Genomic DNA, 21,294 nt, shown 5'->3' with positions numbered 1-21,294 from the left:
GGTACGGGGAGAGTCACATGGTCACGTTTCTGACCGCGCTCGGGATCGTACTGTTCTTCCTCGGGCTGCTCCTGTCGATCGCCTGGCACGAACTCGGCCACCTGGCCACCGCCAAGATGTTCGGCATCCGCTGCACCCAGTACATGGTCGGCTTCGGCAAGACCCTGTGGTCGCGCAAGTGGGGCGACACCGAGTACGGCGTGAAACTCGTGCCGCTGGGCGGCTACGTGCGGCTCGTGGGGATGATCCCGCCCGCGGCCAAGCCCCGCGACACCTCCGGCAAGCCGATCTCGCGGTGGCGGGCGATGATCGAGGACGCCCGCGAGGCCAACAGCGTCGAGCTCGAACCCGGCGACGAGGACCGCCAGTTCTACCAGCGCGCCCCCTGGAAGCGGATCATCGTCATGGCCGGCGGGCCGGCGATGAACCTGATCCTGGCCGTGCTGCTGTTCGCCGCCATCATGATGGGCATCGGCGTCCCCCAGCAGACCACCACGGTGAACACGGTCTCCACGTGTGTGCTGCCGGCCGACTCGGCCACCACCGACTGCCCGCCCGGCGCCGAGCCCAGCCCGGCCATGGAGGCCGGCATGCAGCCGGGCGACGAGATCGTGGCCGTCGCCGGCGAGCCCACGCCCGGCTGGCAGGCCGCCAACTCCGCCATCCGCGAGCACACCGGGCCCACGCAGTTCACCGTCGAGCGCGACGGCGAGAGGCGAACGCTCACCGTCGACCTCATCGAGAACCAGGTCGTCGCCCGCGACGCCGAAGGCGAGATCGTTTACAAGACCGGGCCCGACGGCGAGCCGGTCACCGACGACCGCGGCTTCCGGGTGCCCGCCACCGAGACCGCCGGGTTCCTGGGCATCACCTTCGCGCAGGAGCGCAGCCCGCTGACCGTGGGCGAGTCGGCCGAGCGCATGTGGGAGTCGGTCGTGGGGGTGGCCGACGCCCTGATCGGACTGCCCGCGAAGGTCGACGACGTGTTCCGCGCCGCCTTCCTGGGCGAGGAGCGGACCGTCGACTCCCCGGTGGGGATCGTGGGCGCCTCGCGCATCGGCGGCGAGGTGCTGTCCCAGCCCATCCCGATGACCGACCGCGTGGTGTTCCTGGTCAACATGCTCGCCGGGGTCAACCTGTTCCTGTTCGCGTTCAACATGGTGCCGATACTGCCGCTGGACGGCGGGCACATCTTCGGCGCGCTGTGGGAGTGGGTGCGCCGCGGCTTCGCGCGCCTGTTCCGCCGTCCCGACCCCGGACCCTTCGACGTGGCGCAGCTGATGCCGGTCGCCTACATCGTCGTGGCCTGCTTCGTGGTCTTCAGCGTGATGCTGCTCGTCGCCGACGTGTTCAACCCGGTGCGCCTCACGCAGTGACCCCGGCGCCGGTGGCCCGGCCGCCCGCGGGCGGCCGGGCCACCGGCGCGGATGTCCCCATACGCGCTGGATGTCGGCGATGGCCGCGGCCGCCCGCTATCGTGCCGCCTGGGACGCAGGGGGCCTGCGGGACGCGAGTGACCGCCCCTCCCCGAACCCGCGTGCTCCCTTCGCCCCGCTTCGCCGGTGATCTCCGGAATGCGATGCGGGGTGAATCACCGCAATCACGCTGCGAACGGTCACCCTCTGTTCTCTTGGTCACGGCGTAACGTCCTGCTCGATACGGGTAGCCTTGGCAGCGTGTCGGAGCGCCCGGAGTCTGATCCCGGCGCCCCCGGCGGCGGCTCTCGCTGTCCGCTGCCCCGATTTCAAACCGACTTCTAACGACGCTGCCGGCCGAGCCCCCGGCAGCCGTGAGGTGAAAACGCGTGACCGTCGATCTTGGAATCCCCGCCGCCCCGCCCCGTCCGCTCGCTCAGCGGCGGAAGTCGCGGCAGATCATGGTCGGCAACGTACCGGTCGGTGGGGACGCCCCCGTTTCCGTGCAGTCGATGACGACCACCGTCACGTCCGACATCAACTCGACGCTGCAGCAGATCGCCGAACTGACGGCTTCGGGTTGCCAGATCGTGCGCGTCGCGGTGCCCAGCGCCGACGACGCCGAGGCGCTGCCCATCATCGCCAGGAAGTCCCAGATCCCGGTCATCGCCGACATCCACTTCCAGCCCAAGTACGTCTTCGCCGCGATCGAGGCGGGCTGCGCCGCGGTGCGTGTCAACCCCGGCAACATCCGCAAGTTCGACGACCGCGTGGGCGAGATCGCCAAGGCCGCGAGCGACGCCGGCGTGCCCATCCGCATCGGCGTCAACGCCGGGTCGCTGGACAAGAGGCTGCTGGAGAAGCACGGCAAGGCCACCCCCGAGGCGCTGGCGGAGTCCGCGCTGTGGGAGTGCTCGCTGTTCGAGGAGCACGGCTTCCGCGACATCAAGATCTCGGTCAAGCACAACGACCCGGTGGTGATGATCAACGCCTACCGGCTGCTCGCCGGGAAGTGCGACTACCCGCTGCACCTGGGCGTGACCGAGGCCGGCCCCGCCTTCCAGGGCACCGTCAAGTCCTCGGTGGCCTTCGGCGCGCTGCTGGCCGAGGGCATCGGCGACACCATCCGCGTGTCGCTGTCGGCCCCTCCGGCCGAGGAGGTCAAGGTCGGCAACCAGATCCTGGAGTCGCTGGGCCTGCGCGAGCGGGGCCTGGAGATCGTCTCCTGCCCCAGCTGCGGGCGCGCCCAGGTCGACGTCTACAAGCTCGCCGACGAGGTCACCGCGGGCCTGGAGGGCATGGAGGTCCCGCTGCGCGTGGCCGTCATGGGCTGCGTGGTCAACGGCCCGGGTGAGGCCCGCGACGCCGACCTCGGTGTGGCCTCGGGCAACGGCAAGGGCCAGATCTTCGTCAAGGGCGAGGTCATCAAGACCGTGCCCGAGTCCCAGATCGTCGAGACGCTGATCGACGAGGCGATGCGCATCGCCGAGGACATGCAGTCCGACGGCGCCGAGCCCGGCGCGCCCTCGGTCTCGGTCGCGGGCTGAGGCCGCGCGGCCGGCGTGAGGACCGGCCGCACCGTGCGCCGACACCCCGGCGGGCACCGCGCCCGCCGGGGTGTCGGCACAGCGGCCCCCCGGCACCGGACCGCCCTCGGTCCCCTCCGCCGTGTCGCTTCCGCACATCCCGGTCGGATACGGAGAGAATTCGTCCGATGACGCGAGGTCGAAGGAGGCGGGCGTGGCTTCTTCCCGATGGGCGGCCGCGGCGGCGCACACGGCGGCGCTGGCGACGGCGGCGCTGGCCCTCGTTCCCGGCACCGCCGCGGCCGCGAACGCGCCGCAGCAGCGGCTGGAATGGGGCGCGTGCTCCGGGCTGGAGGCGCCCGAAGGCACCCCGATGGTCTGCGCGCGGCTGACGGTCCCCCTCGACCGCGGCGCGCCGGCCGCGCAGCGCGGCACCGCCGAACTGGCGCTCTCGCGCGTGCCCGCCCGCGAGCAGCGCACCGGGACGCTGGTGGTCAACCCCGGCGGACCGGGCAGCCCCGGCCGGATCTGGGCCGCGCGCACCGCGGCGTCCCTGCCCGACGACCTGCGCGACCGCTACGACGTCGTCGGCTTCGACCCTCGCGGCACGGGAGCCAGCACCCCCGCGGTCTCCTGCGACCCCGAGTTCTTCCAGGCGCCCCGCCCCGACACCGTTCCGCGGACGGCCGCCGACTCCGCCACCCTGACCGACCGGGCCGCCGACTACGCGGCGGCCTGCTCCCGCTCCACCGGCGGCGACCTGCTGGAGCACATGAGCACCGCCGACTCCGCAGACGACATCGATGCCATCCGGGCGGCCCTGGGTGCCGAGCGCGTCGACTACCTCGGCTACTCCTACGGCACCCTGCTCGGCGCGGTCTTCGCCACCCGCCACCCCGACCGGGTGCGCCGCCTGGTCCTGGACAGCGTCGTCCACCCCGGCCGCCCCTGGTACCGGGCCAACCTCCGGCAGAGCCGGTCGCTGGACGCCGCCGCGCAGAACTTCTTCGCCTGGACGGCGCGCCACGACGACGCCTACGGCCTGGGCGACACCGCCGGCGAGACCGCCGCGGCCTACTACGGCACCCGCGCGGACCTTGCCGAAGCCCCCGCCGAAGGCGCCGTCGGGCCGACGGAACTGGAGAACACCTACCTCACCGCCGCCTACTCGGCGGCGACCTGGCCCGAGCTGGCGCGCGCCCTTTCCGACCACACCCGCGACGGCGACACCGCCGGCCTCACCGAGGTGCACCGCGCATACGGCGACAGCGCCGAGAGCGACGCCTCCTACGGCGCCTACCTCGCCACCCAGTGCACCGACGCCCGGTGGCCGCGCGACACGCGCACCTGGCTGGATGACGGCGAGAAGGCGCATGCCGAAGCCCCGTTCCAGGGGTGGAACAACATCTGGTACAATATGCCGTGCGCGTTCTGGTCCGCCCCCGGCGGCACCTGGCCGGACGTGGACGGCAGCGGTGTCTCCGGCGCCCTGCTGGTCCAGGCCGAGGACGACGGCCCCACGCCGGTCGAGGGCGCCTTCGCGATGCGCGAGCGCTTCCCCGGCGGCCGGCTCGTGCTGGAGAGCGGCGGCGTCTCCCACGGCGTCTCGCTGGGCGGCAACCCCTGCGTCGACGGCGCCGTCGCCGACTACCTGCGCGACGGCACGCTGCCCCCGGCCGGCGGCCGCCCGGACGCGGCCGACCTCGTCTGCCCCCCTTCCCCCGAGCCCGCACCCGCAGCCGAGTCCGGCGACGCCTCCGGTTCCCGCGGACCGCAGGCCGCGCCGGACCTGCGCCGGTGACCGCCCGACCCGGCACCCGGCCCGTCCGTGTGCGGACGAGCCGCGCTCGCACCGGGAGCGGTGCGCTACCCGCGGTCGATTAGTCTGGGAAGCGAGGAACATGACTGTTCACGGCGCGGGCCCGACCCACCGGGCCGCTGATCGGCGGCCGAGCGCGCACGGCGGGGCCGCCCGCTACCGGACGGGGTGATGCGGGTGCTGCGGACCTCATCGGTACGTGTGCTCGACGAGCGCGACCGCGACAGCGTCCAGGCCCTGCTCGACGCCGACCCCGTAGGAAACGTCTTCGTCAGCTCGCGCCTGCGCAGCGGCGGCATCGACTCCGGCCGGCTCGGCGCCGAGCTGTGGGGCTACATCGAACGCGGCCGCATCACGGCGCTGTGCTACTCCGGCGCCAACCTGGTGCCGGTCAACGCCGGCCCCGACGCCGTGCGCCAGTTCGCCGAGCACGCCCGCTGGCAGGGGCGGCGCTGCTCCTCCATCGTCGGCCCGGTGGACCCGGTGGCCGATCTGTGGGCCCGCCTCGGCCCCGCTTGGGGCCCGGCCAGGACCATCCGCGAGCGGCAGCCGGTCATGGAGATATCCGAGCCGCCTCGGCGCGAGCCGGACCCGCTGGTGCGCCGGGTGCACCCCGGCGAGATCGGCATCCTGCTGCCGGCCTGTGTGGCGATGTTCACCGAGGAGGTCGGCGTTCCACCCGACTCCGGCGACGGCGGCTCGCTCTACCGGGCCCGGATCGAGGAGCTGGTACGCACCGGCCGCGCCCTCGCCCGCATCGAGGACGGCCGGGTGGTGTTCAAAGCCGAGATCGGCGCGGTCACTCCGCACGCCTGCCAGGTGCAGGGCGTGTGGGTGCACCCCGAGCTGCGCGGGCGCGGCCACTCGGTCCCCGGCATGGCCGCCGTCGTGCGCTACGCCCTCGCCGAGATCGCGCCGCGGGTGACCCTCTACGTCAACGACTTCAACAGCCCCGCCCGCGCCGCCTACCGCGCGGTGGGGTTCCGCGAGGTCGGGGCCGTGCGCTCGGTGCTGTTCTAGCGGCGGCGCCGCCGCGCCCCGGAGCCGAAGCGCCCCCCGCAGAGGGTGCGAGCGGGCCGGGGACCGCGGCGGCCGAGGCGCCGCGGTCCCCGTGCCGAGCTCGGCCCGGTCCCGGCCCTGTTCAGTCGCGGCCCGCGGCGGGTGCGCCGGTAGCGGGGGCATCCGACTGCGGCGCCTCGCCCAGGGACAGCTCGAAATCGGGCGTGTCGGCGATCAGGGCCCGGGTGTAGGAGTGCGTCGGGCTGGACATCACCGTGCCCACGTCGCCGTACTCGACGATCTCGCCCTTGTTGAGCACCGCCACGCGCTGGGCGATGTTGGAGACCAGCGCGATGTTGTGGGTGACGAACAGCAGCGCCATCCCGTCGCGCTGCAGGTTGCGCAGCAGCTCCACGATCTCGGCCTGCACCGACACGTCCAGCGCCGACGTGATCTCGTCGCAGATCAGCAGGTCGGGCGTCGTGGCGATCGCGCGGGCGATCGAGACCCGCTGGCGCTCGCCGCCGCTGAGCTGGTCGGGGTAGCGGTTGCCGTAGGAGGCCGGCAGCGCGGCGCGCTCCAGGGCGTTGCCCACGATCCCGTCGGCGTCGGCCGGCTTGCCCACCAGGTGGGTGTAGGGCGCCAGGACCAGGTCGCGTACGCGCTTGCGCGGGTTCAGCGCCTCGTAGGGGTTCTGGAAGACGTACTGCACCCGTCGGCGCTGCTCGGCGGTGCGCCGGTAGCTGCTGGTGGCCAGCTGCTCGCCGTCGAAGACCGCCTCGCCGCTGAACTGGTGGTGCAGGCCCACCAGCGAACGCGACAGCGTGGTCTTGCCCGACCCCGACTCGCCGAGCAGCGCGACGCACTCGCCGCGGTCGACGTCGATGTCGATGTCGCTGAGCACCGTCGTCGAGCCGTAGCCCGCTCGCAGGCCACGGACCCGCAGAAGCGGCCCGGGAGCGTCCTCGGCGGGTTCGGCCGGGGCGGTGTGGCCTTCGGTCTTGAGCAGGGGCACCGCGCGCAGCAGCTGCATCGTGTAGGGGTGCTGCGGGCGCGAGAGCACCTCGGCGGCCGGGCCGTGCTCGACGACGTCGCCCTTGTACATCACGGCGAGGTCGTCGGCGAGGTCGGCCACCACCGCCATGTCGTGGCTGATGTAGACGCCCGCGGTCCCGTATTCGCGGGTCATCCGGCGGATGGTCTGCAGCACGTGCGCCTGCGTCGTGACGTCCAGCCCGGTGGTGGGCTCGTCCATCACGATCAGGTCGGGAAAGGCGATGAACGCCATGGCGATGGCCACGCGCTGCTGCTGCCCGCCGGAGAGCTGGTGCGGGTAGCGGCGCAGGAACCGGTCGTCCTCGGGCAGGGCGACCTCGCGCAGCACCTCGCGTACGCGCGCGTCGGTGTCCGAGACGGCCGCGGCGGACTCGGAGTCCTCACCACCGGCGGTGGCGTCACCGCCGGTCGCGTCGTGCAGCGCCTCGCGCAGCTGGGTGCCCAGCCGCAGCGCCGGGTTGAGCGCCGACGCGGGGGACTGCGGGATGTAGGCGACCGCGCGACCGCGCATCCGCCGCACGTCCGCGGGGCCGCGGCCCAGCAGCGGCTCGCCGGAGAGCGTGATCCCGCCCGCGGTGACCTCGGTGGCGCGCTTGCAGTGGGCGAGCAGCGCCAGGCCCAGGGTCGTCTTGCCCGACCCGGACTCGCCGACCAGGCCCAGGATGTCGCCGCGGCGCACCTGCAGGGAGATGTCGGAGATGATCTCGACGTCGGAGGGGCGGCCGATGACCGTCAGCCCCTCGACCCGGAGCGCCGTGCGCTCCTCCTCGTCGGCGTTGTGCTGGGCGGTGTCCTGGATCGTCATTGCTTCTCCACCCCGCGATCGATACCGATCGACGCTCGCGAGAGTCCGTCGGTGATGAGGTTGGCCCCGATGGTCAGCAGCGCCACGGCCGCGACGGGCAGGACCACGGACCAGGGCTGCACGGTGACCGCGATCCGGTTCTCGTTGATCATCAGACCCCAGTCGGCCGTGGGCGGCTGGAGGCCCATGCCGAGGAAGCTCAGCGTCGCGATCAGGCCGACCGAGTAAGTGATCCGCAGACCCAGCTCGACCAGCAGGGGGCTGGTGATGTTGGGCAGGATCTCGGCGGTCATGATGCGCCAGCGGGGCAGGCCGATGGCCTCGGCGGACTTGACGAAGTCCTGCTCGACCACCTTCAGCGTGGCCTCGCGGGCCACGCGCGCCACCCGGCAGGCGTGGGAGACGCCGATCAAAGCGACGATCAGCCACACCTGCGGGCCGACGATCGACATGACGAGCAGGGCGAGGACCAGCTGCGGGAACGCCAGCGCCATGTCGTTGACGCGCATGATGGCCTCGTCCAGCCATCCGCGCTGGTAGCCGGCGATGACGCCGAGCACGGTGCCCAGCAGGACGCCGCCCAGCGCCGCGGATACGGCGATGGAGATCAGCGTGTAGCCGCCGTGCAGGAACCGGCTGAGCACGTCGCGGCCGATGCCGTCGGTGCCGAAGACGGTGCCGTCCGCGGAGGCCCGGTTGGGGATGCCCACGAGCTCGGTGGGCGAGTACGGGCTGACGAACGGCCCGACGACGGCGATCAGCACGATCACGCCGACCAGGGTCACTCCGGCCTTGGTGCGCCCGTGCCGCCACGCCGCGCGGAACAGTCCTTCGCGTCGCTGCTGGGAGGCGGGCGCGGGTGCCGCGGCCTCGGGTGCGGTAGCGGTTGCTGTACTCATCGGGCGGACACCCTCACCTTCGGGTTGGCTGCCAGGCCCACGACGTCGGCCAGCAGGTTGACCACGATGTATACGGCGGCGATCAGCAGCGTGATCGCCTGGATCACCGGGATGTCGCGCGTGGCGATGGCGTCCATGAGGGCCAGGCCGATGCCCGGGAACGCGAACAGGAACTCCACGGCCACCACACCGCCGGCGAGCCAGCCGAGCTGGACGGCGATCACCTGGGCGACGGGGCCGATGGCGTTGGGGGCGGCGTGGCGCCAGATGACCACCCGCTCGGACAACCCCTTCAACCGGGCCTGCTGTACGTACTCGCTCTCCAGGACCTCGATCATCGAGGCGCGCATCATCCGGACGATGGGCGGGCTCACCGCGATCGCCAGGGTCAGCACGGGCAGGATGAGCTGCACCGGATCGGCGAGGACCGAGCTGGCCGTGCCCGCGAACACGGGCGGGAGCAGGTGCAGCCAACCGGTCGACAGCGCCAGGATCAGCAGGATGCCGACCGCGAACTCCGGAAGCGAGGCCAGCACCAGCGAGACCATGGAGGTCGCGTGGTCGGCGGCGCGGTCGCGGCGGATGGCGCTGAGCGCGCCGAGCAGCAGCGCGATCGGCGTGGCGAGCAGCGCGGACAGTCCCAGCAGGGTCAGGCTGCCGGCCACCCGCGGGCCCAGGTACTCCGCGACCGGGCGGGCGTTGGCGAAGGAGTCGCCGAGGTCGAGCGTGAACACACCGGCTATCCACTTGCCGTACTGCAGGGCGAGCGGGTCGTTGAGGTTGAGCTGGTCGCGCAGGACGGCGACGCGCTCGGCGGTGGCGTCGCGGCCCAGGATGGCGCGGGCCGCGTCGCCGGGCAGGGCCTGGGTCGCCAGGAAGACGACGAGCGACACCACGAAGAGTGTCAGCAGCCCGTAGCCCAGGCGGTACAGGATCAGACGTGACATGTGTGACGACCTTTGCGAGACATCGGTCAAAGGGGATCGGAGGCGGCACGGTACGGGTGCCGCGCCGCGGGGAGCGGCTAGGGCGCCGTCACTCCTCGATACGGACGCGGTAGAAGCCGTAGGAGGTGAGCGGGTGTCCGGTGGCCGAGGGCTCCAGGCCCTTCACCTTGCGGTGGAAGCCGTCGAGGATGTTGACGAAACCCCAGATGATGTAGCCGCCGCGCTCGTGCTCGATCTCCATCGCCTTGCGGATCAGCCGGTGGCGCTCGTCGTCGTCGACGGTGGCGCGGGCCTCGCGGACCACCTCCAGCCACTCCTCGTCGTCCCAGTGGGTCTCGTTGAACGCGGCGTCGGGCATCGACCCCTGCGCCGCCTGGGAGAGGTAGTTGCGGGTACTCCAGAAGTCCTGGGCGAAGGTCCACTTGAGGTAGTTGTCGCCGTAGTACTCGGTGGAGTTGGTCTGGTTGAGCTGGACGGTCACGCCGGCCTTGCTCGCCTGCTCCTTGAACACCTGTGCGGCGGCCTCGGCTCCGGTGCTGATGGGGCCGGTGACCAGCGTGACCTCCAGGCCGTCGCCGTGGCCGGCCTCCTCCAGCAGCCGCTTGGCCTCGGCGATGTCCTGCTCGCGCTGGTCGGGCAGCTTGTCCTCGTCGTAGGCGGGGTCGAACCGGCCGTAGATGTCGTTGGCGACGCTGCCGTACCCGGCCAGGGCCTGGTCGACCATCTGCTGGCGGTCGACGATCAGCCGGAAGGCCTGGCGCACGCGGACGTCGTCGAACGGGGCCTTGTCCACGCGCATGGTGAACGGAACCCACATGCCGGTCTCGGACTCCAGGGTCCGGATGTTGGGGTTGGCCCGCACGACCTCGATCTGGCTGGGCGGAAGCTGGCTGATCGCGTCGACCTGGCCGCCGAGGAGCGCGTTGACGCGCGCGGTCTCGTCGGGGAAGTTGACGATCTCCAGCTCCTCCAGCTGGGGAGCGCCCTTCCAGAACCCGTCGAACTTGGTGAAGAGACTGCGCTGGCCCGGCGTGAACTCGGCGAACTTGAACGGCCCCGCACCGATGGGCTTCTCGGGGTCGTATCCCTCGGGCACGATCCCCATCGAGTACTCGGCCAGCAGGTCCAGCAGCATGACGTAGGGCTCGCTGAACGGGAGCTGCACGGTGCGGTCGTCGACCCGTTCGAGCTCGTCGCGCTTAAGGGTGGACAGCTGCTCGCTGTTGACGGCCAGCTCATCGGGGTCGGTGATCCGGCGCATCGTGAAGATCACCGAGTCGGCGTTGATCGGCGAGCCGTCGTGGAAGGTCAGCCCCTCTTTCAGGGTGATCGTCCAGACCGTGGCATCGTCGTTGGGCTCGATCGACTCCGCCAGCGCCATCTGGATCGAGTAGTCGGTCTCGAAGTAGCACAGGCTGGCGTAGAGGTTGTGGCAGCGGGCGATGTCGGTGTTGTCGGTCGGGGTGTGTGCGTTCAGGGTGTCCTGCGCCGATCCGCCGGCCACGCCAACGCGCAGCCGCTTGCTGCCGGCCTCGCTGGAACCGCCACCGCCGCACGCCGCGAGGGCGGGGACGACGACGGCACCGGCGGCGCCGGCCTTCAGAACGCTTCTGCGGGTGGGAGGAGCCTCGGTTCCCGGATGATCGCTGTCGACAGAGGGCGGCACGGGGACCTCGATTCGGTTGGGGATCGGACACGGCGCCGGTCCGCCGACCAGGCCTCCCGCGGGGAGAGGGTCGGTTGCAGCGGTCGCGCCGGCCGACGCAGACGGGGGGAGCGCGCCGACTGTTCGATGGTTGTCACCGGAAACACGCACGTCAACCCGTGTTCAGTCGGTCACTTACCGTGATTCGCGCGTCCGTGCAGCCGATCTTGTCGCTCGATCACCCGTTGTCACAATTTCGCCGCCCACCTGCGGGTTTGCGATAATCGCAAGACCCGCCGCGCGTGCCGAGCCGCAGGCGGGTCGAGCGTCGTTCACGGGGTGGAAGATGTCAGTTCCGCGCCTTGTTTCGTGATGCAATCGATGCACGCGGGTAGTCAAGTCTTGTTGTTTGCTGACCGAAATGCGTGATTTGTCGGATTCGATGGTGCGGCTCGGCTGTTCGGTCGGCGGCCCAGTCGCCTCCGGGGCGCAGCCGAGTCCCGGCGGCGGGGGCGCCTTCCGCTCCGTGCGGGTGAGGAGCCCCCGCGGCTCCGGCGGGCGGCCGGGCTTCCACCGCCGCGGGTGCCCCGGCATCGGGACCTCAGGCCCGCTGCGCCTCCAGCGCCTCGGGACCCATCACGAACTCCGGGTCGATCTGGGACTCCAGGTCCGCGCCGGTGGCGGCGTTGGCCCACCTGCGGGCGTTGCGCGCGTGGAACTCGGCGCTCTGCCGGGTGAAGCGGGCCCAGTCCCTGGTCGCGGCGTCGACACTGTCGCGCATCCACGCCAGCGTCTTGACGTTCTCCCCCTCCAGTTCCGAAAGGTCGGGGTGGCGGCCCTTCTCCATGGCGCGCACGAACGGCGAGTGGCCGAAGCACGCCGCCAGCGCCGAGCCCACGTGCTCGCGCAGGAACTCCACGTCGGACTCGTCCTGCACCTTGTTGCCGATCACGCGGATCTCGACGCCGTGGTCGCGGGCGTACTCGGCGTACTGGCGGTAGACGCCCACGCCGCGCAGCGTGGGCTCGGCCACCAGGAACGTGACGTCGAACCGGGTGAACAGGCCCGAGGCGAAGGAGTCGGCACCGGCGGTCATGTCCACGACCGCGTACTCGCCGGGGCCGTCGACCAGGTGGTTCAGGTACATCTCGGCGGCGCCGACCTTGGAGTGGTAGCAGGCGACCCCCAGGTCGTCCTCGCTGAACGGCCCGGTCACCATGAGCGTCGCGCCCGATGCGGGCAGGCCGAAGCGGCTGTGGAGCGGGTTCCGCGGCGACATGTCCAGCAGGCGCGAGCCGCGCCCGGGAGGCGTGGTCTTGACCATGGCGTCGGCCGAGGCGATGCGCGGGTTGTCGCCGCGCAGGATCTCCTTGATCTCGTCCAGGTGCGTGCCGAGCGGCGGGATCCCCGCCAGGTCGTCGGGCGACGCCCCCAGCGCGGCGCCCAGGTTCTGGTTGATGTCGGCGTCGACCGCGACGACGGCCGCGCCGGCTGCGGCCAGGTAGCGGGTGAACAGGGCCGACAGCGTCGTCTTTCCACTGCCGCCCTTGCCGGCGAACGCGATCTTCACAGCTGGCCTCCTGGTCTTGTCCGGTGGTCTTGCGGACGGGTTCGACGCCCGCGGCTCCGCTCCCGCGGCGAAGTCCACGGTAATGGAAACGATTATCGTTGCTTGCACGTCGCCTGTCAGGTAATTCACCCGATCGTGTCCTGGCGGCCCGGTGGCGGATCCGGCGGCGGGCGGCCGCGAGCGCCCCGAGATGCCCGCGCGGGCACACCGCGGCGGCCCGTATCATGAACGTGCAGGTCAAAGGGTTGTCTGTGGTTCCGTCGGCTTTCCCCCGGATCGAATCGGCGCCGACACGGAACCGTGTTCTGCGGGGTATGCGGGAGTGATCGCGGCCGGATGTGCTGTCCTGGTGGAGGTGTGGCGTTGTCTAAGGTGAGGCCGTCGGCTGTCGCCCGGTGGTGATGGGGAGTGAGACGGGAATGAGCGATTCGCAGCGACTCCGGGAACACGCCGCTGCCGACACGGCCGCCTCCGACGTCTGCCCCGGCACCCGCCGACAGCACGGCCCCGACTCCTCCGCCGGGTTCGAAACCGAGGCGCTGGAGTCCGGCGAGCACTCCGGCACCGCGACCGACCACACCGTCTGGAGCTGCGTCGGCAACCTCACCGCCGTGCGTTCGATCCGCGCCCGCGTGCGCGAGTTCTTGGAGCGGGCCAAGCCGCCGGAGTCCGTGCTCGACGATGCCGAGCTGGCCTCAAGCGAGCTCGCCACCAACGCACTGCTGCACTCCCGCTCCGGCCAGACCGGCGGCGTCATGACCCTGTTCATCCGCTCGGAGCGCGACCGCGTGCGCGTGGCGGTCGCCGACCAGGGCGAGAAGGCCCAGCCCGCCGACTCCGCCGACTCCTCCCGCACAGACAACGACGACTACGGGCGCGGCAAGCTCATCATCGAGAGCTGCACCACCCGAAGCGGGGAGTACTGGACCGACACCACCCACGTGGCGTGGTTCGAGATCGACATCGAGCCCCTCGCCGCGTCCTGAGCCGTCCCGGGAGTCGAGGGAGGCGGTGGGCGGGTACCGGCCGCCGGGGTCCTTGCCGACGCGGCTCCCGGCCGCCGGGGTCCTTGCCGACGCGGCTCCCGGCCGAACCGACGAGAGGAGCGCAGGCCGCCGTGACCGCCCGGCTCGATCCCGCACTGGAGGACTACCTGGCCGACCGTCCCGATGTGGTCTGGGACGACTCCCTCGACCTCGCCGCGGAACGCGCCCGTGAACGGGCCGAGAGCCTGGCCGCCCCCCGGCTCGCCGAGCCCGCCGAGATCCGCGACCTGGTGATTCCCGGCCCCGACGGCGCGCCCGGTATCGGCGCCCGCGCCTACCGGCCCACCGATGAGCAGAACCTGCCCGCGACGCTCTACCTGCACGGCGGCGGCTTCGTCGCCGGCGGGCTGGAGACCCACGACAACGCCGTCCGGCTGCTGGCGGAGCAGGCCCGCACCGTCGTGGTCGCCGTCGACTACCGCCTCGCCCCCGAGCACACCTATCCGGCGGCGGTCGAGGACGCCTACGCCGCCTACCTCTGGGTCCTGGCCGAGGCGGCGTCGCTGGGCGCCGCCCCCGACCGGGTGGCCGTCGCCGGCGACAGCGCCGGCGGCTTCCTCGCCACCCAGGTCGCCTTCACGGCCGCCGAGCGCGGCGCCCCTCCGCCCGCCTTCCAACTGCTGATCTACCCCGCCACCGGCGGCGGCGCCGACAGCGGCGGCGGCACGGAGCCGGACTCCGCGGGCCTGCGGCCCGAGGACATGGACTGGTACCTGAGCAGCTTCCTCGGCGGATTCCCGGCCGAGCGGCTGCCTCCGTACTTTCCCCCGGCCACGGCGCCGGACCCGGGGGCCCAGCCGCCGACGTTCGTGCTCACCGCCGAGCTCGACCCGCTGCGCGCGGACGGCGCCGCCTACGCGGACCTGCTCCGCGAGGCCGGGGTGGACGCCCGATGGCGGGACAGCCCGGGGCTGGTGCACGGTTTCCTGCGCTTCATGCACGCCGTGCCCGCGGCCCGCGCCGCCGCCCAGCCCGCCTTCGACGCGCTGCGCGCCGCCCTGCACGGCCCCCGCGCCTAGCGGGGGCGTTGCGGGGCGGCCGGGCCCGGTAGGCGCCGGGCGGGCCGGGAGCGCGGCGGAACAGTGCGCCGCCGGGGTTCACCCCGCGGGGTGCGCGACGGCGATCCGCTGCGGCGACGGAGAGCAGCGCACGGTGGCACCGTGCGCCTCGGCCGCGGCGGCGGCCTCGCGCTGGTCGCGGGCAGGCGTGGTGATCACCGAGGCGCCGGCCCAGAGCGCGGCCGCGCCCAGCACCGCGCGCTCGGACTCGTCGCAGGCGGCGTCCAGCAGGACGGTGTCGCTGCAGGTGAGCGCGAGCTCGGCGCTGACCGCGTGGAAGCGCCCGAGCAGCTCGCGGTGGCCGTGCAGGGTGCTCTCGATGCCGGACTCCCCCTCGGAGCAGTCCAGGATCCCGTTGTCGAAGAGCCCGCGCGCGGGGTCGTAGCCGCTGCCGTCCGGGCTGGGCAGCAGCAGTTCGCCGAAGGGCGTCGTCTCGGGTGCGTCGCCGAAGGCCACCACCTGGCGCACGCGGGAGTGGTCGGCCAGCTCGCGGGCGATCCCCGCCAGCGGCGCCGTCACCAGGATCATCCGGGCGTCCACGGCGGTGAGTATCTCCGTGATCGTCTCCAGGTCGGAGTCGAGGTCCAGCGGCAGGGCCAGCCCGCCCATCGCCATGACCGTGTAGACGGCGGTGAGCCGCTCCGGGCACACCGGCGCCAGCACGCCGACGATGTCGTCCGGGCACATGCCCCGCCTGCCGAGCCCGGCGGCGGCCCGTTCGACGGTGGCGGCGAAGTCCGCGCCCCGGACCGCGCCCCCTCGGGAGTCGCCCACCAGCGGCCGGGCCTCGGTGCGGCGCAGGCGGGCGAGCAGCCCGCCGGTCAGCGACCCCACCGGTGCGGCGCCGCCGAGGAAGGGCGGTCGGTCGTCGTCGGCTCCGTCGGCCCTCATCGGTCCCCCATCTAGCCGCGATCGCGTGCCGGGCTCGTCACGCCCCCTCCACGTGGCGAGCCCGGCACTCCCGTGCGGCGGGTGTCACGGGCGCCTCCCCTCTGCGCGCCCGAGACACCGCACGGTTCCAGCGTCACCGCCGAGATCGCGGCCGGTGTCCCACTCCATCGCCCCCGATCGGCACGAAGCGGGGGCGCTGGTCGGGCCGGCCACCGGCACGGCCTCCACGGCATCCCGGAGCGGCTCCGGGAGGTCGGAGTCGCGCCCGCTAGGGGCTTTGTGCCCCGGGCGCGATCCCATGTCTCCGACTCTAGCGTTTTACCGCGCGTTTGCACATGCATAAACGTGTGCACCTGCATATGTAGTTTCCGGTTCACCGGATGTAGGCGCGGCCATGCCGGTCACCCGCGGTCGGTGCGGCCCGAATGCCGGGTGACCCACTCGGCGATCTGCGTGCGGGAGTTGAAGCCCATCTTGCGGTTGATGTTGGCCACGTGGCGGGCGACCGTGGCCGGCGCGATGACCAGGCGCTCGGAGATAGTGCGGTTGCTGCATCCCTCGCCGACGAGCTGGGCGATCTCGCGCTCACGGCGGGTGAGCGCCTTCCTCGGCGGCGCGGAGAGGGGGGCGGGCGCCGGGCGCGGCCGGGGCATGCGCCCGGACTCGGCGATGCCGGCCGCCAGCTCCACCGCCTCTTCGACACCCAGCCGGCGACCCTCCTCCCAGGAGGCGCGGAGCTCCGCGTTGGAGTCGATCCCCGTGACGTCGCCCGTCAGCGGGAAGCGCGGCGAACCGAAGCCGGACCAGCCGCTGGACTCCAGCAGCGCCGACGCCGCGCCGGCGCACCGGGCCGCCTCCGTGCGCATGCCCTGCTGGTCGGCGACGCCGGCGATCGAGGCCAGCGTCTCGGCGAGCCCTCCGCGCTGGCCGGTGGTGTGGCTGAGGCGCAGGCTCTCGCCGAGGTAGTCGCAGGCCTGGGTCACCGACCCCAGCCGCCGGGCGACGCGGCCGACGCCCGCGAGGCATGCCGCCAGCTCCCCCGGGGCGCCGATGGTGCGGTGGATGTCCATCGCCTCGCGGTAGCAGCGGTCGGCGGTCTGCATGTCGCCCTGGCCCTCGGCGGCCGCGCCGTGGGCCATCAGCGTGGTGCCCACACCCCAGCGGTGGTCCATGCCGCGCATGATCATCAGCGCTGTGTTGAAGCGCGTGTCGGCCTCGGCGAAGGCGCCGTCGCGGGCCGCCATCGACCCCTGCACGTTGAGCGCGAGGGCCTCGTTCCACAGGTCGCCCGTGGACCGCGCCAGCTCCAGCACGCCGGCGACGTGCCGACTGGCGGCGGCGGCGTCGCCGCGGACACTGGCGATCAGCGCGAGCAGGTTCTCGGCCAGGCAGACGGTGGCCCAGTCCTCCGCCGCGCGGCACAGGCCCGCGCCGGTGCGGGCCATCGCGGCGGTCTCGTCGAACCGCTTCCGCGGCCAGGCGAGCTCGGCCCGGTAGACGAGGACCCGGCCGCGCAGCGCGCCGGTGGCCGGGCCGCCGTCGCCCGGGTCGGCGCCGGCGGCCTCGTCCGGCCCGTCACGCCCGTCCGGACCGGCCTCCGCCGCCGACAGGAACGCGGCATACCACTCCTCGCCCTCGGCGAACTGGCAGGAGGTGAACCACAGGGGCCGCATCCCCGCGCAGAGTCGCAGCCCGTCGCGCACCCGGCCCTCGCGCGCCGCCCAGTGCAGGGCGGCACGGATGTTGTCGTACTCCGAGACCGCCCGGTCCCAGTAGGCGAACCGCTCCCGCCACGGCATCGCGCGGCTTGCCAGCGCGACGCGGCCCAGGTCCTCGGCGACCGCCGTCACGCGGGAGGTGTGGCGGGCGCGGACACCCACGTCCTCGCCCGCCTCGGCCAGCCGCTCGCGGGCATGCTCGCGCACGGGGGCGGGCAGCCGGTAGCGCACCCGGTTCAGGTGCTCGCCGGTCAGCGTGATCAGCGATCGATCGAGCAGTGCCGAGAGCAGGTCGAGGACGTCGTTCTCGGCCAGCGGCTCCTCGGCGCAGACGCTTTCGGCCAGCTCCAGGCACCAGTTCGGAAAGACCGAGAGCCGCCGCAGCAGGACGCGCTCGGGCATGCTCAGCAGCGAGTGGCTCCAGCCCACCACCGCGTCGAGCACGAGGGAGCGCGGCGCGCCGTTGCGCTCCGCGCCGGCCCCCGCGCCCTCCAGCGCCGCGGCCAGTCCGGCGTCGATGCCGACGGCGTCGACCCGCCCCGCCCACGCGGCGGCCAGCTCCACGGCCAGCGGTATACCGTCCACCCTGCGGCAGATCCGGTTGACGGCGGCCAGCTCCTCGGGAGAGGAGGCGTAGTCGGAGACCGCGGCGCGTGCCCGTTCCAGAAACAGCCGCACCGCGCCGTCGGCAGCGGGCTCGGCGCCGTCGCAGGCGGTCGGGACGGGCAGCGGCGGAACCCGCCACACGGTCTCGCGTCCGACGCGGAGCGGTTCGCACCCGGTCACCAGCAGCGACACTGAGGGGCAGGAGGACATCAGCGTCCCGGCGATCTCGGCCACGTGGTCGGCCACACCGTCGACGCCGTCGAACACCAGCAGCAGCGTGCGCCCGCGCAGCGCGTCGCAGACGGTCTCCAGCGGATCGCGGTTGCCCTCCTCGGTAACACCCAGTGCGCCGCAGAGCCGTGCGGCGACCTCGGCGCGGGTGGAGACGTCGGCGAGGGCCGCGAGCCAGACACCGTCGGGGAAGGACGCGGTGGCCTGGGCGGCCAGGCGCAGCGCGAGCCGGGTCTTGCCGATCCCGCCGGCACCCGTGAGCGTGAGCACGCGGTCGGTTTCCAGCAGCCTGAGCAGTTCGCTCAGATCGCGGTCGCGGCCGATGAGGCTGTCGGATTCAACGGGGAGGTTCTGCCGCGCGGGCGCGGTCTGAGTTGCCATGGCCTTCACGCGAGTAGGCGGTTCGGGGGCCGCGCTCACCTTGCCTGGGGGTAAGGGCGGGGTCGGGTACGTGATGGTGCGTGCTCGTGCCTAGGGCTCTGTCTTATTAGGTGCACTCTCGGTATGCAAGCGATACGGCGGAATCGGCTCCGCGGTGCTGCGCCTGTGCAGGTGGCGGCGCCGAAGCCGGTCGCGGGGCGGGCGGACGCGGAGCGGATCAGCGCTCCAGCCGGTGCTCGTCGACCCATGCCGCCAGCTGCGCGCGCGAGGTGATCAGCAGCTTGCGGAAGATGTTGGCCACGTGGCGGGCGACGGTCGCCTGGCTGATGGTCAGGTGGTCGGCGATCTGCCGGTTGGACATGGACTCGCCCACCAGCACGGCGATCTCGCGCTCACGGCGCGTCAGCAGGGAGGGCAGCGGCCGGCGGGGCGCGGGGAAGGACACGGCCTGTTCGACCACCTGGTCCAGCGACAGCGGGCGCCAGGCCTTCCACGCTTTGTCCGCGACATCACTCGGCAGCATGTGCCCGACCTGCCGGTAGAGGCGCTCGGCGCGCGGAGAGGGCTGCTGCAGCGCCGTGTAGAGCCGAGCGGCGACCCCCGCCAGCGACGCCGCGCGCTCGGGCTGCTCCTCGGTGAGGGCGAGCTCGGCCAGCGCCTCCAGCGCCCGTGCCATGGCGCCGCGCCGGCCCGCTGCGGAGCTGATGCGCAGGGCGCCGGAGAACAGGCGCCGGGCACCGGAGATGTCGCCGCGCGCCAGTTCCAGGTAGCCCATCGACGCCGAGCAGCGGGCGGTCTGGGGCGCCACGCCCATCTCGGCGAGTATCCGCAGCGCGCGGTCGAGCCGGCGCGCCGCGGCCTCAAGCTCGCCGCGCTGGGTGGCCAGCACGCCCAGCCCTTGGAGGGAGCGCGCCACGCACCAGCGGTCGTCCAGGCGCTCGGCCGCGGCGATGCTGCGGTGCAGGTACTCCTCGGCGATGCTGGCGTCGCCGCGCCTGCGGGCCAACCGCCCGAGCGTGCCCAGCGCGTAGACCTCGGTGAAGTGGTCGCCCGCCTGCTCGGCGGCCGCCAGCGCCATGTGCGCGTGGCCGGTGGAGGCGCCGTCCTGGCCCATGCGCAGCGCCGCCGCGGCCAGCACGCCCAGCGCGACGGCCTCGGCGGGAGTGTCGTCGCACTCGCGCGCGGTCTCCAGCGCCGAGGTGGCGATGGAGACCGCGGTGCCGGCGCCCTCGACCTCCAGGCACAACTCGGCGTGCACCGCGAGCGCGCGGGCCCGCACCGGGGGCGGCTGGGACTCGGGGGAGATCCACAGCAGCTGGCGCAGCGACCGGGTGCCGTCGATGAAGAGCCCGCGCACGAACCAGTAGGGGCGCAGCGCCACGCACAGCCGCAGCCCCTCCTCGGCGCGGCCGTTGCGCTGCGCCCAGGTGAGCAGGCGGGCGGTGTTCTCGCGGTGGTGGTCGAGCAGGTGCAGCAGCGCCAGCCGCCGCGACCAGGGCAGCGGCCGGGCGATCGCGGCGGCCATCGCCTCCGCCCGGCCGACCGCCTCGTCCAGGCAGCGCCGCCAGCAGTCGTCCTCCTCGCCGGCGGCGGCGAGGCGCTCGGCGGCGTAGGCGCGCACGGTTTCGGGCAGCCGGTAGTAGACGGTTTCGTCGACCTCGGTGTCGAGCACGACCAGCGACTTGTCCAGCAGCGAGGAAAGCAGCTCCAGCACGTCGCCGGGATCGACGTCGCCGTGCCCGCACACCTTCTCGGCCTGCTCCAGGTTCCAGGTGCCGAATACGGTGAGTCGGCGCAGCAGCACCTGTTCAGGGTGGCTGAGCAGGTCGTGGCTCCACTCCAGGACCGCGCGCAGGGTCCGCTGCCGGGCGGGCAGCGCGTCGCCCGCCGCCACCAGCAGCCGGAAGCGGTCGTCCAGGCGGTTGAGGATCTGCTGGACGGAAAGCACGCGCACCCGGGCGGCGGCGAGTTCGATGGCCAGCGGGACGCCGTCGAGCATCCGGCAGATCCTGGTGATGCCGTCGGCGTTCTCGGCGGTCAAGCGGAAACCGGGGCGCGCCTGCTGCGCGCGGGCGGCGAAGAGGCGCACCGCCTCGTAGCGCCGGGTGTGCTCGGGCGGGACCGGCCGCACGCGGGCGCCGTCCTCGCGCAACCGCGGCGCCGGCGGCAGCGACAGCGGGGGTACGCGCCAGACGGACTCGCCGGGCACGCGCAGCGGCTGGCGGCTGGTCGCCAGGATGTGCACCCCCGGGCACGAGGCGAGCACCTCGCGGCACAGGTCCGCCAGCGGCGCCACCGCGCGCTCGCAGGTGTCCAGCAGCACTAGTGCGCGCTTGTCGCGCAGGTCGGTGACGATGGCGTCGAGCGGCGGTTTCTCGCTGTTCTCCAGCACCCGCAGCGAGCGGGCGACGGCACGGACCACCTGGTCGGGCGAGGCCGCCTCGCCGAGGTCGGCGAAGCGGACGCCGTCGGCGAAGCGCGGCTCCGCCAGTTCCATGACCCGCACGGCCAAGCGGGTCTTGCCCATTCCGCCGCTGCCGGTGAGGGAGACAAGCCGGTTGCCGCCGACGACCCTGCAGAGGTCGGCGATGTCGCGTTCGCGGCCGATGAGTTCGCCGGCCGCGCGGGGCGGGGATGGGCGCGGGGTGGTCATGGCCTCGTTCACTAGGCGGCCGCGTCGTC

General features: G+C 73.0%; 14 protein-coding genes. 6 read left to right on the top strand and 8 right to left on the bottom strand.

Annotated features, from left to right (window positions below):
* Positions 1-17 precede the first annotated feature (17 nt).
* The 4 genes from ABD284_RS09160 to ABD284_RS09145 all read left to right on the top strand — a co-directional run bounded on the left by ABD284_RS09160 (position 18) and on the right by ABD284_RS09145 (position 5,780).
* Positions 18-1,376, top strand: coding sequence for a M50 family metallopeptidase (locus ABD284_RS09160; RefSeq protein ID WP_344142198.1), 1,359 nt, complete (start codon positions 18-20; stop codon positions 1,374-1,376).
* A 428-nt stretch (positions 1,377-1,804) separates the two neighbouring features.
* Positions 1,805-2,962 (top strand): flavodoxin-dependent (E)-4-hydroxy-3-methylbut-2-enyl-diphosphate synthase, encoded by a 1,158-nt coding sequence (gene ispG, locus ABD284_RS09155; protein WP_344142196.1) that lies wholly within the window; start codon positions 1,805-1,807, stop codon positions 2,960-2,962.
* Between the two features lie 352 nt (positions 2,963-3,314).
* Positions 3,315-4,742, top strand: a complete 1,428-nt coding sequence (locus ABD284_RS09150) for an alpha/beta hydrolase (RefSeq protein ID WP_425573285.1) — start codon at positions 3,315-3,317, stop codon at positions 4,740-4,742.
* A 195-nt stretch (positions 4,743-4,937) separates the two neighbouring features.
* A complete protein-coding gene (locus ABD284_RS09145) occupies positions 4,938-5,780 on the top strand; it encodes a GNAT family N-acetyltransferase (RefSeq protein ID WP_344142192.1) in 843 nt (280 codons plus the stop codon).
* Positions 5,781-5,901: 121 nt separating this feature from the next.
* Here the strand turns inward: ABD284_RS09145 and ABD284_RS09140 are convergent, their stop codons facing one another.
* The 5 genes from ABD284_RS09140 to ABD284_RS09120 form a co-directional block, all read right to left on the bottom strand.
* Complete coding sequence (locus ABD284_RS09140) at positions 5,902-7,620, bottom strand: ABC transporter ATP-binding protein (protein WP_344142191.1); 1,719 nt, start codon at positions 7,618-7,620, stop codon at positions 5,902-5,904.
* Positions 7,617-8,519, bottom strand: coding sequence for an ABC transporter permease (locus ABD284_RS09135; RefSeq protein ID WP_344142190.1), 903 nt, complete (start codon positions 8,517-8,519; stop codon positions 7,617-7,619). Before ABD284_RS09135 ends, ABD284_RS09140 begins: the two co-directional genes overlap by 4 nt.
* Positions 8,516-9,466 (bottom strand): ABC transporter permease, encoded by a 951-nt coding sequence (locus ABD284_RS09130; protein WP_344142189.1) that lies wholly within the window; start codon positions 9,464-9,466, stop codon positions 8,516-8,518. The genes ABD284_RS09135 and ABD284_RS09130 overlap by 4 nt, the downstream gene beginning before the upstream one ends.
* Positions 9,467-9,554: 88 nt before the next feature.
* Positions 9,555-11,132, bottom strand: coding sequence for an ABC transporter substrate-binding protein (locus tag ABD284_RS09125; RefSeq protein ID WP_344142187.1), 1,578 nt, complete (start codon positions 11,130-11,132; stop codon positions 9,555-9,557).
* Between the two features lie 580 nt (positions 11,133-11,712).
* Complete coding sequence (locus ABD284_RS09120; protein WP_344142186.1) at positions 11,713-12,681, bottom strand: ATP-binding protein; 969 nt, start codon at positions 12,679-12,681, stop codon at positions 11,713-11,715.
* 419 nt (positions 12,682-13,100) lie between these two features.
* On the opposite strand from ABD284_RS09120, the gene ABD284_RS09115 reads away from it, so the two are divergent.
* On the top strand, positions 13,101-13,667 hold the full coding sequence (locus ABD284_RS09115) for an ATP-binding protein (RefSeq protein WP_344142185.1): 567 nt from the start codon (positions 13,101-13,103) through the stop codon (positions 13,665-13,667).
* Positions 13,668-13,798: 131 nt separating this feature from the next.
* Positions 13,799-14,746: an alpha/beta hydrolase gene (locus ABD284_RS09110; protein WP_344142183.1), complete on the top strand. Its 948-nt coding sequence runs from the start codon at positions 13,799-13,801 to the stop codon at positions 14,744-14,746.
* 78 nt (positions 14,747-14,824) lie between these two features.
* On the opposite strand, the gene ABD284_RS09105 is transcribed toward ABD284_RS09110, so the two are convergent.
* The 3 genes from ABD284_RS09105 to ABD284_RS09095 all read right to left on the bottom strand — a co-directional run bounded on the left by ABD284_RS09105 (position 14,825) and on the right by ABD284_RS09095 (position 21,265).
* Complete coding sequence (locus ABD284_RS09105) at positions 14,825-15,676, bottom strand: AMP-binding protein (RefSeq protein WP_344142182.1); 852 nt, start codon at positions 15,674-15,676, stop codon at positions 14,825-14,827.
* Between the two features lie 401 nt (positions 15,677-16,077).
* Positions 16,078-18,612 (bottom strand): ATP-binding protein, encoded by a 2,535-nt coding sequence (locus tag ABD284_RS09100; RefSeq protein WP_344142181.1) that lies wholly within the window; start codon positions 18,610-18,612, stop codon positions 16,078-16,080.
* Positions 18,613-18,829: 217 nt separating this feature from the next.
* Positions 18,830-21,265: an ATP-binding protein gene (locus ABD284_RS09095; protein ID WP_344142179.1), complete on the bottom strand. Its 2,436-nt coding sequence runs from the start codon at positions 21,263-21,265 to the stop codon at positions 18,830-18,832.
* Positions 21,266-21,294: the final 29 nt, after the last annotated feature.

This window comes from Streptomonospora arabica (genome assembly GCF_039531585.1).
In the GTDB taxonomy this organism is placed as follows: Bacteria; Actinomycetota; Actinomycetes; order Streptosporangiales; family Streptosporangiaceae; genus Streptomonospora; species Streptomonospora halophila.
The sequence above is the reverse complement of the archived record's forward strand: the minus strand, read 5'-3'. Positions and strand labels throughout refer to the sequence as shown.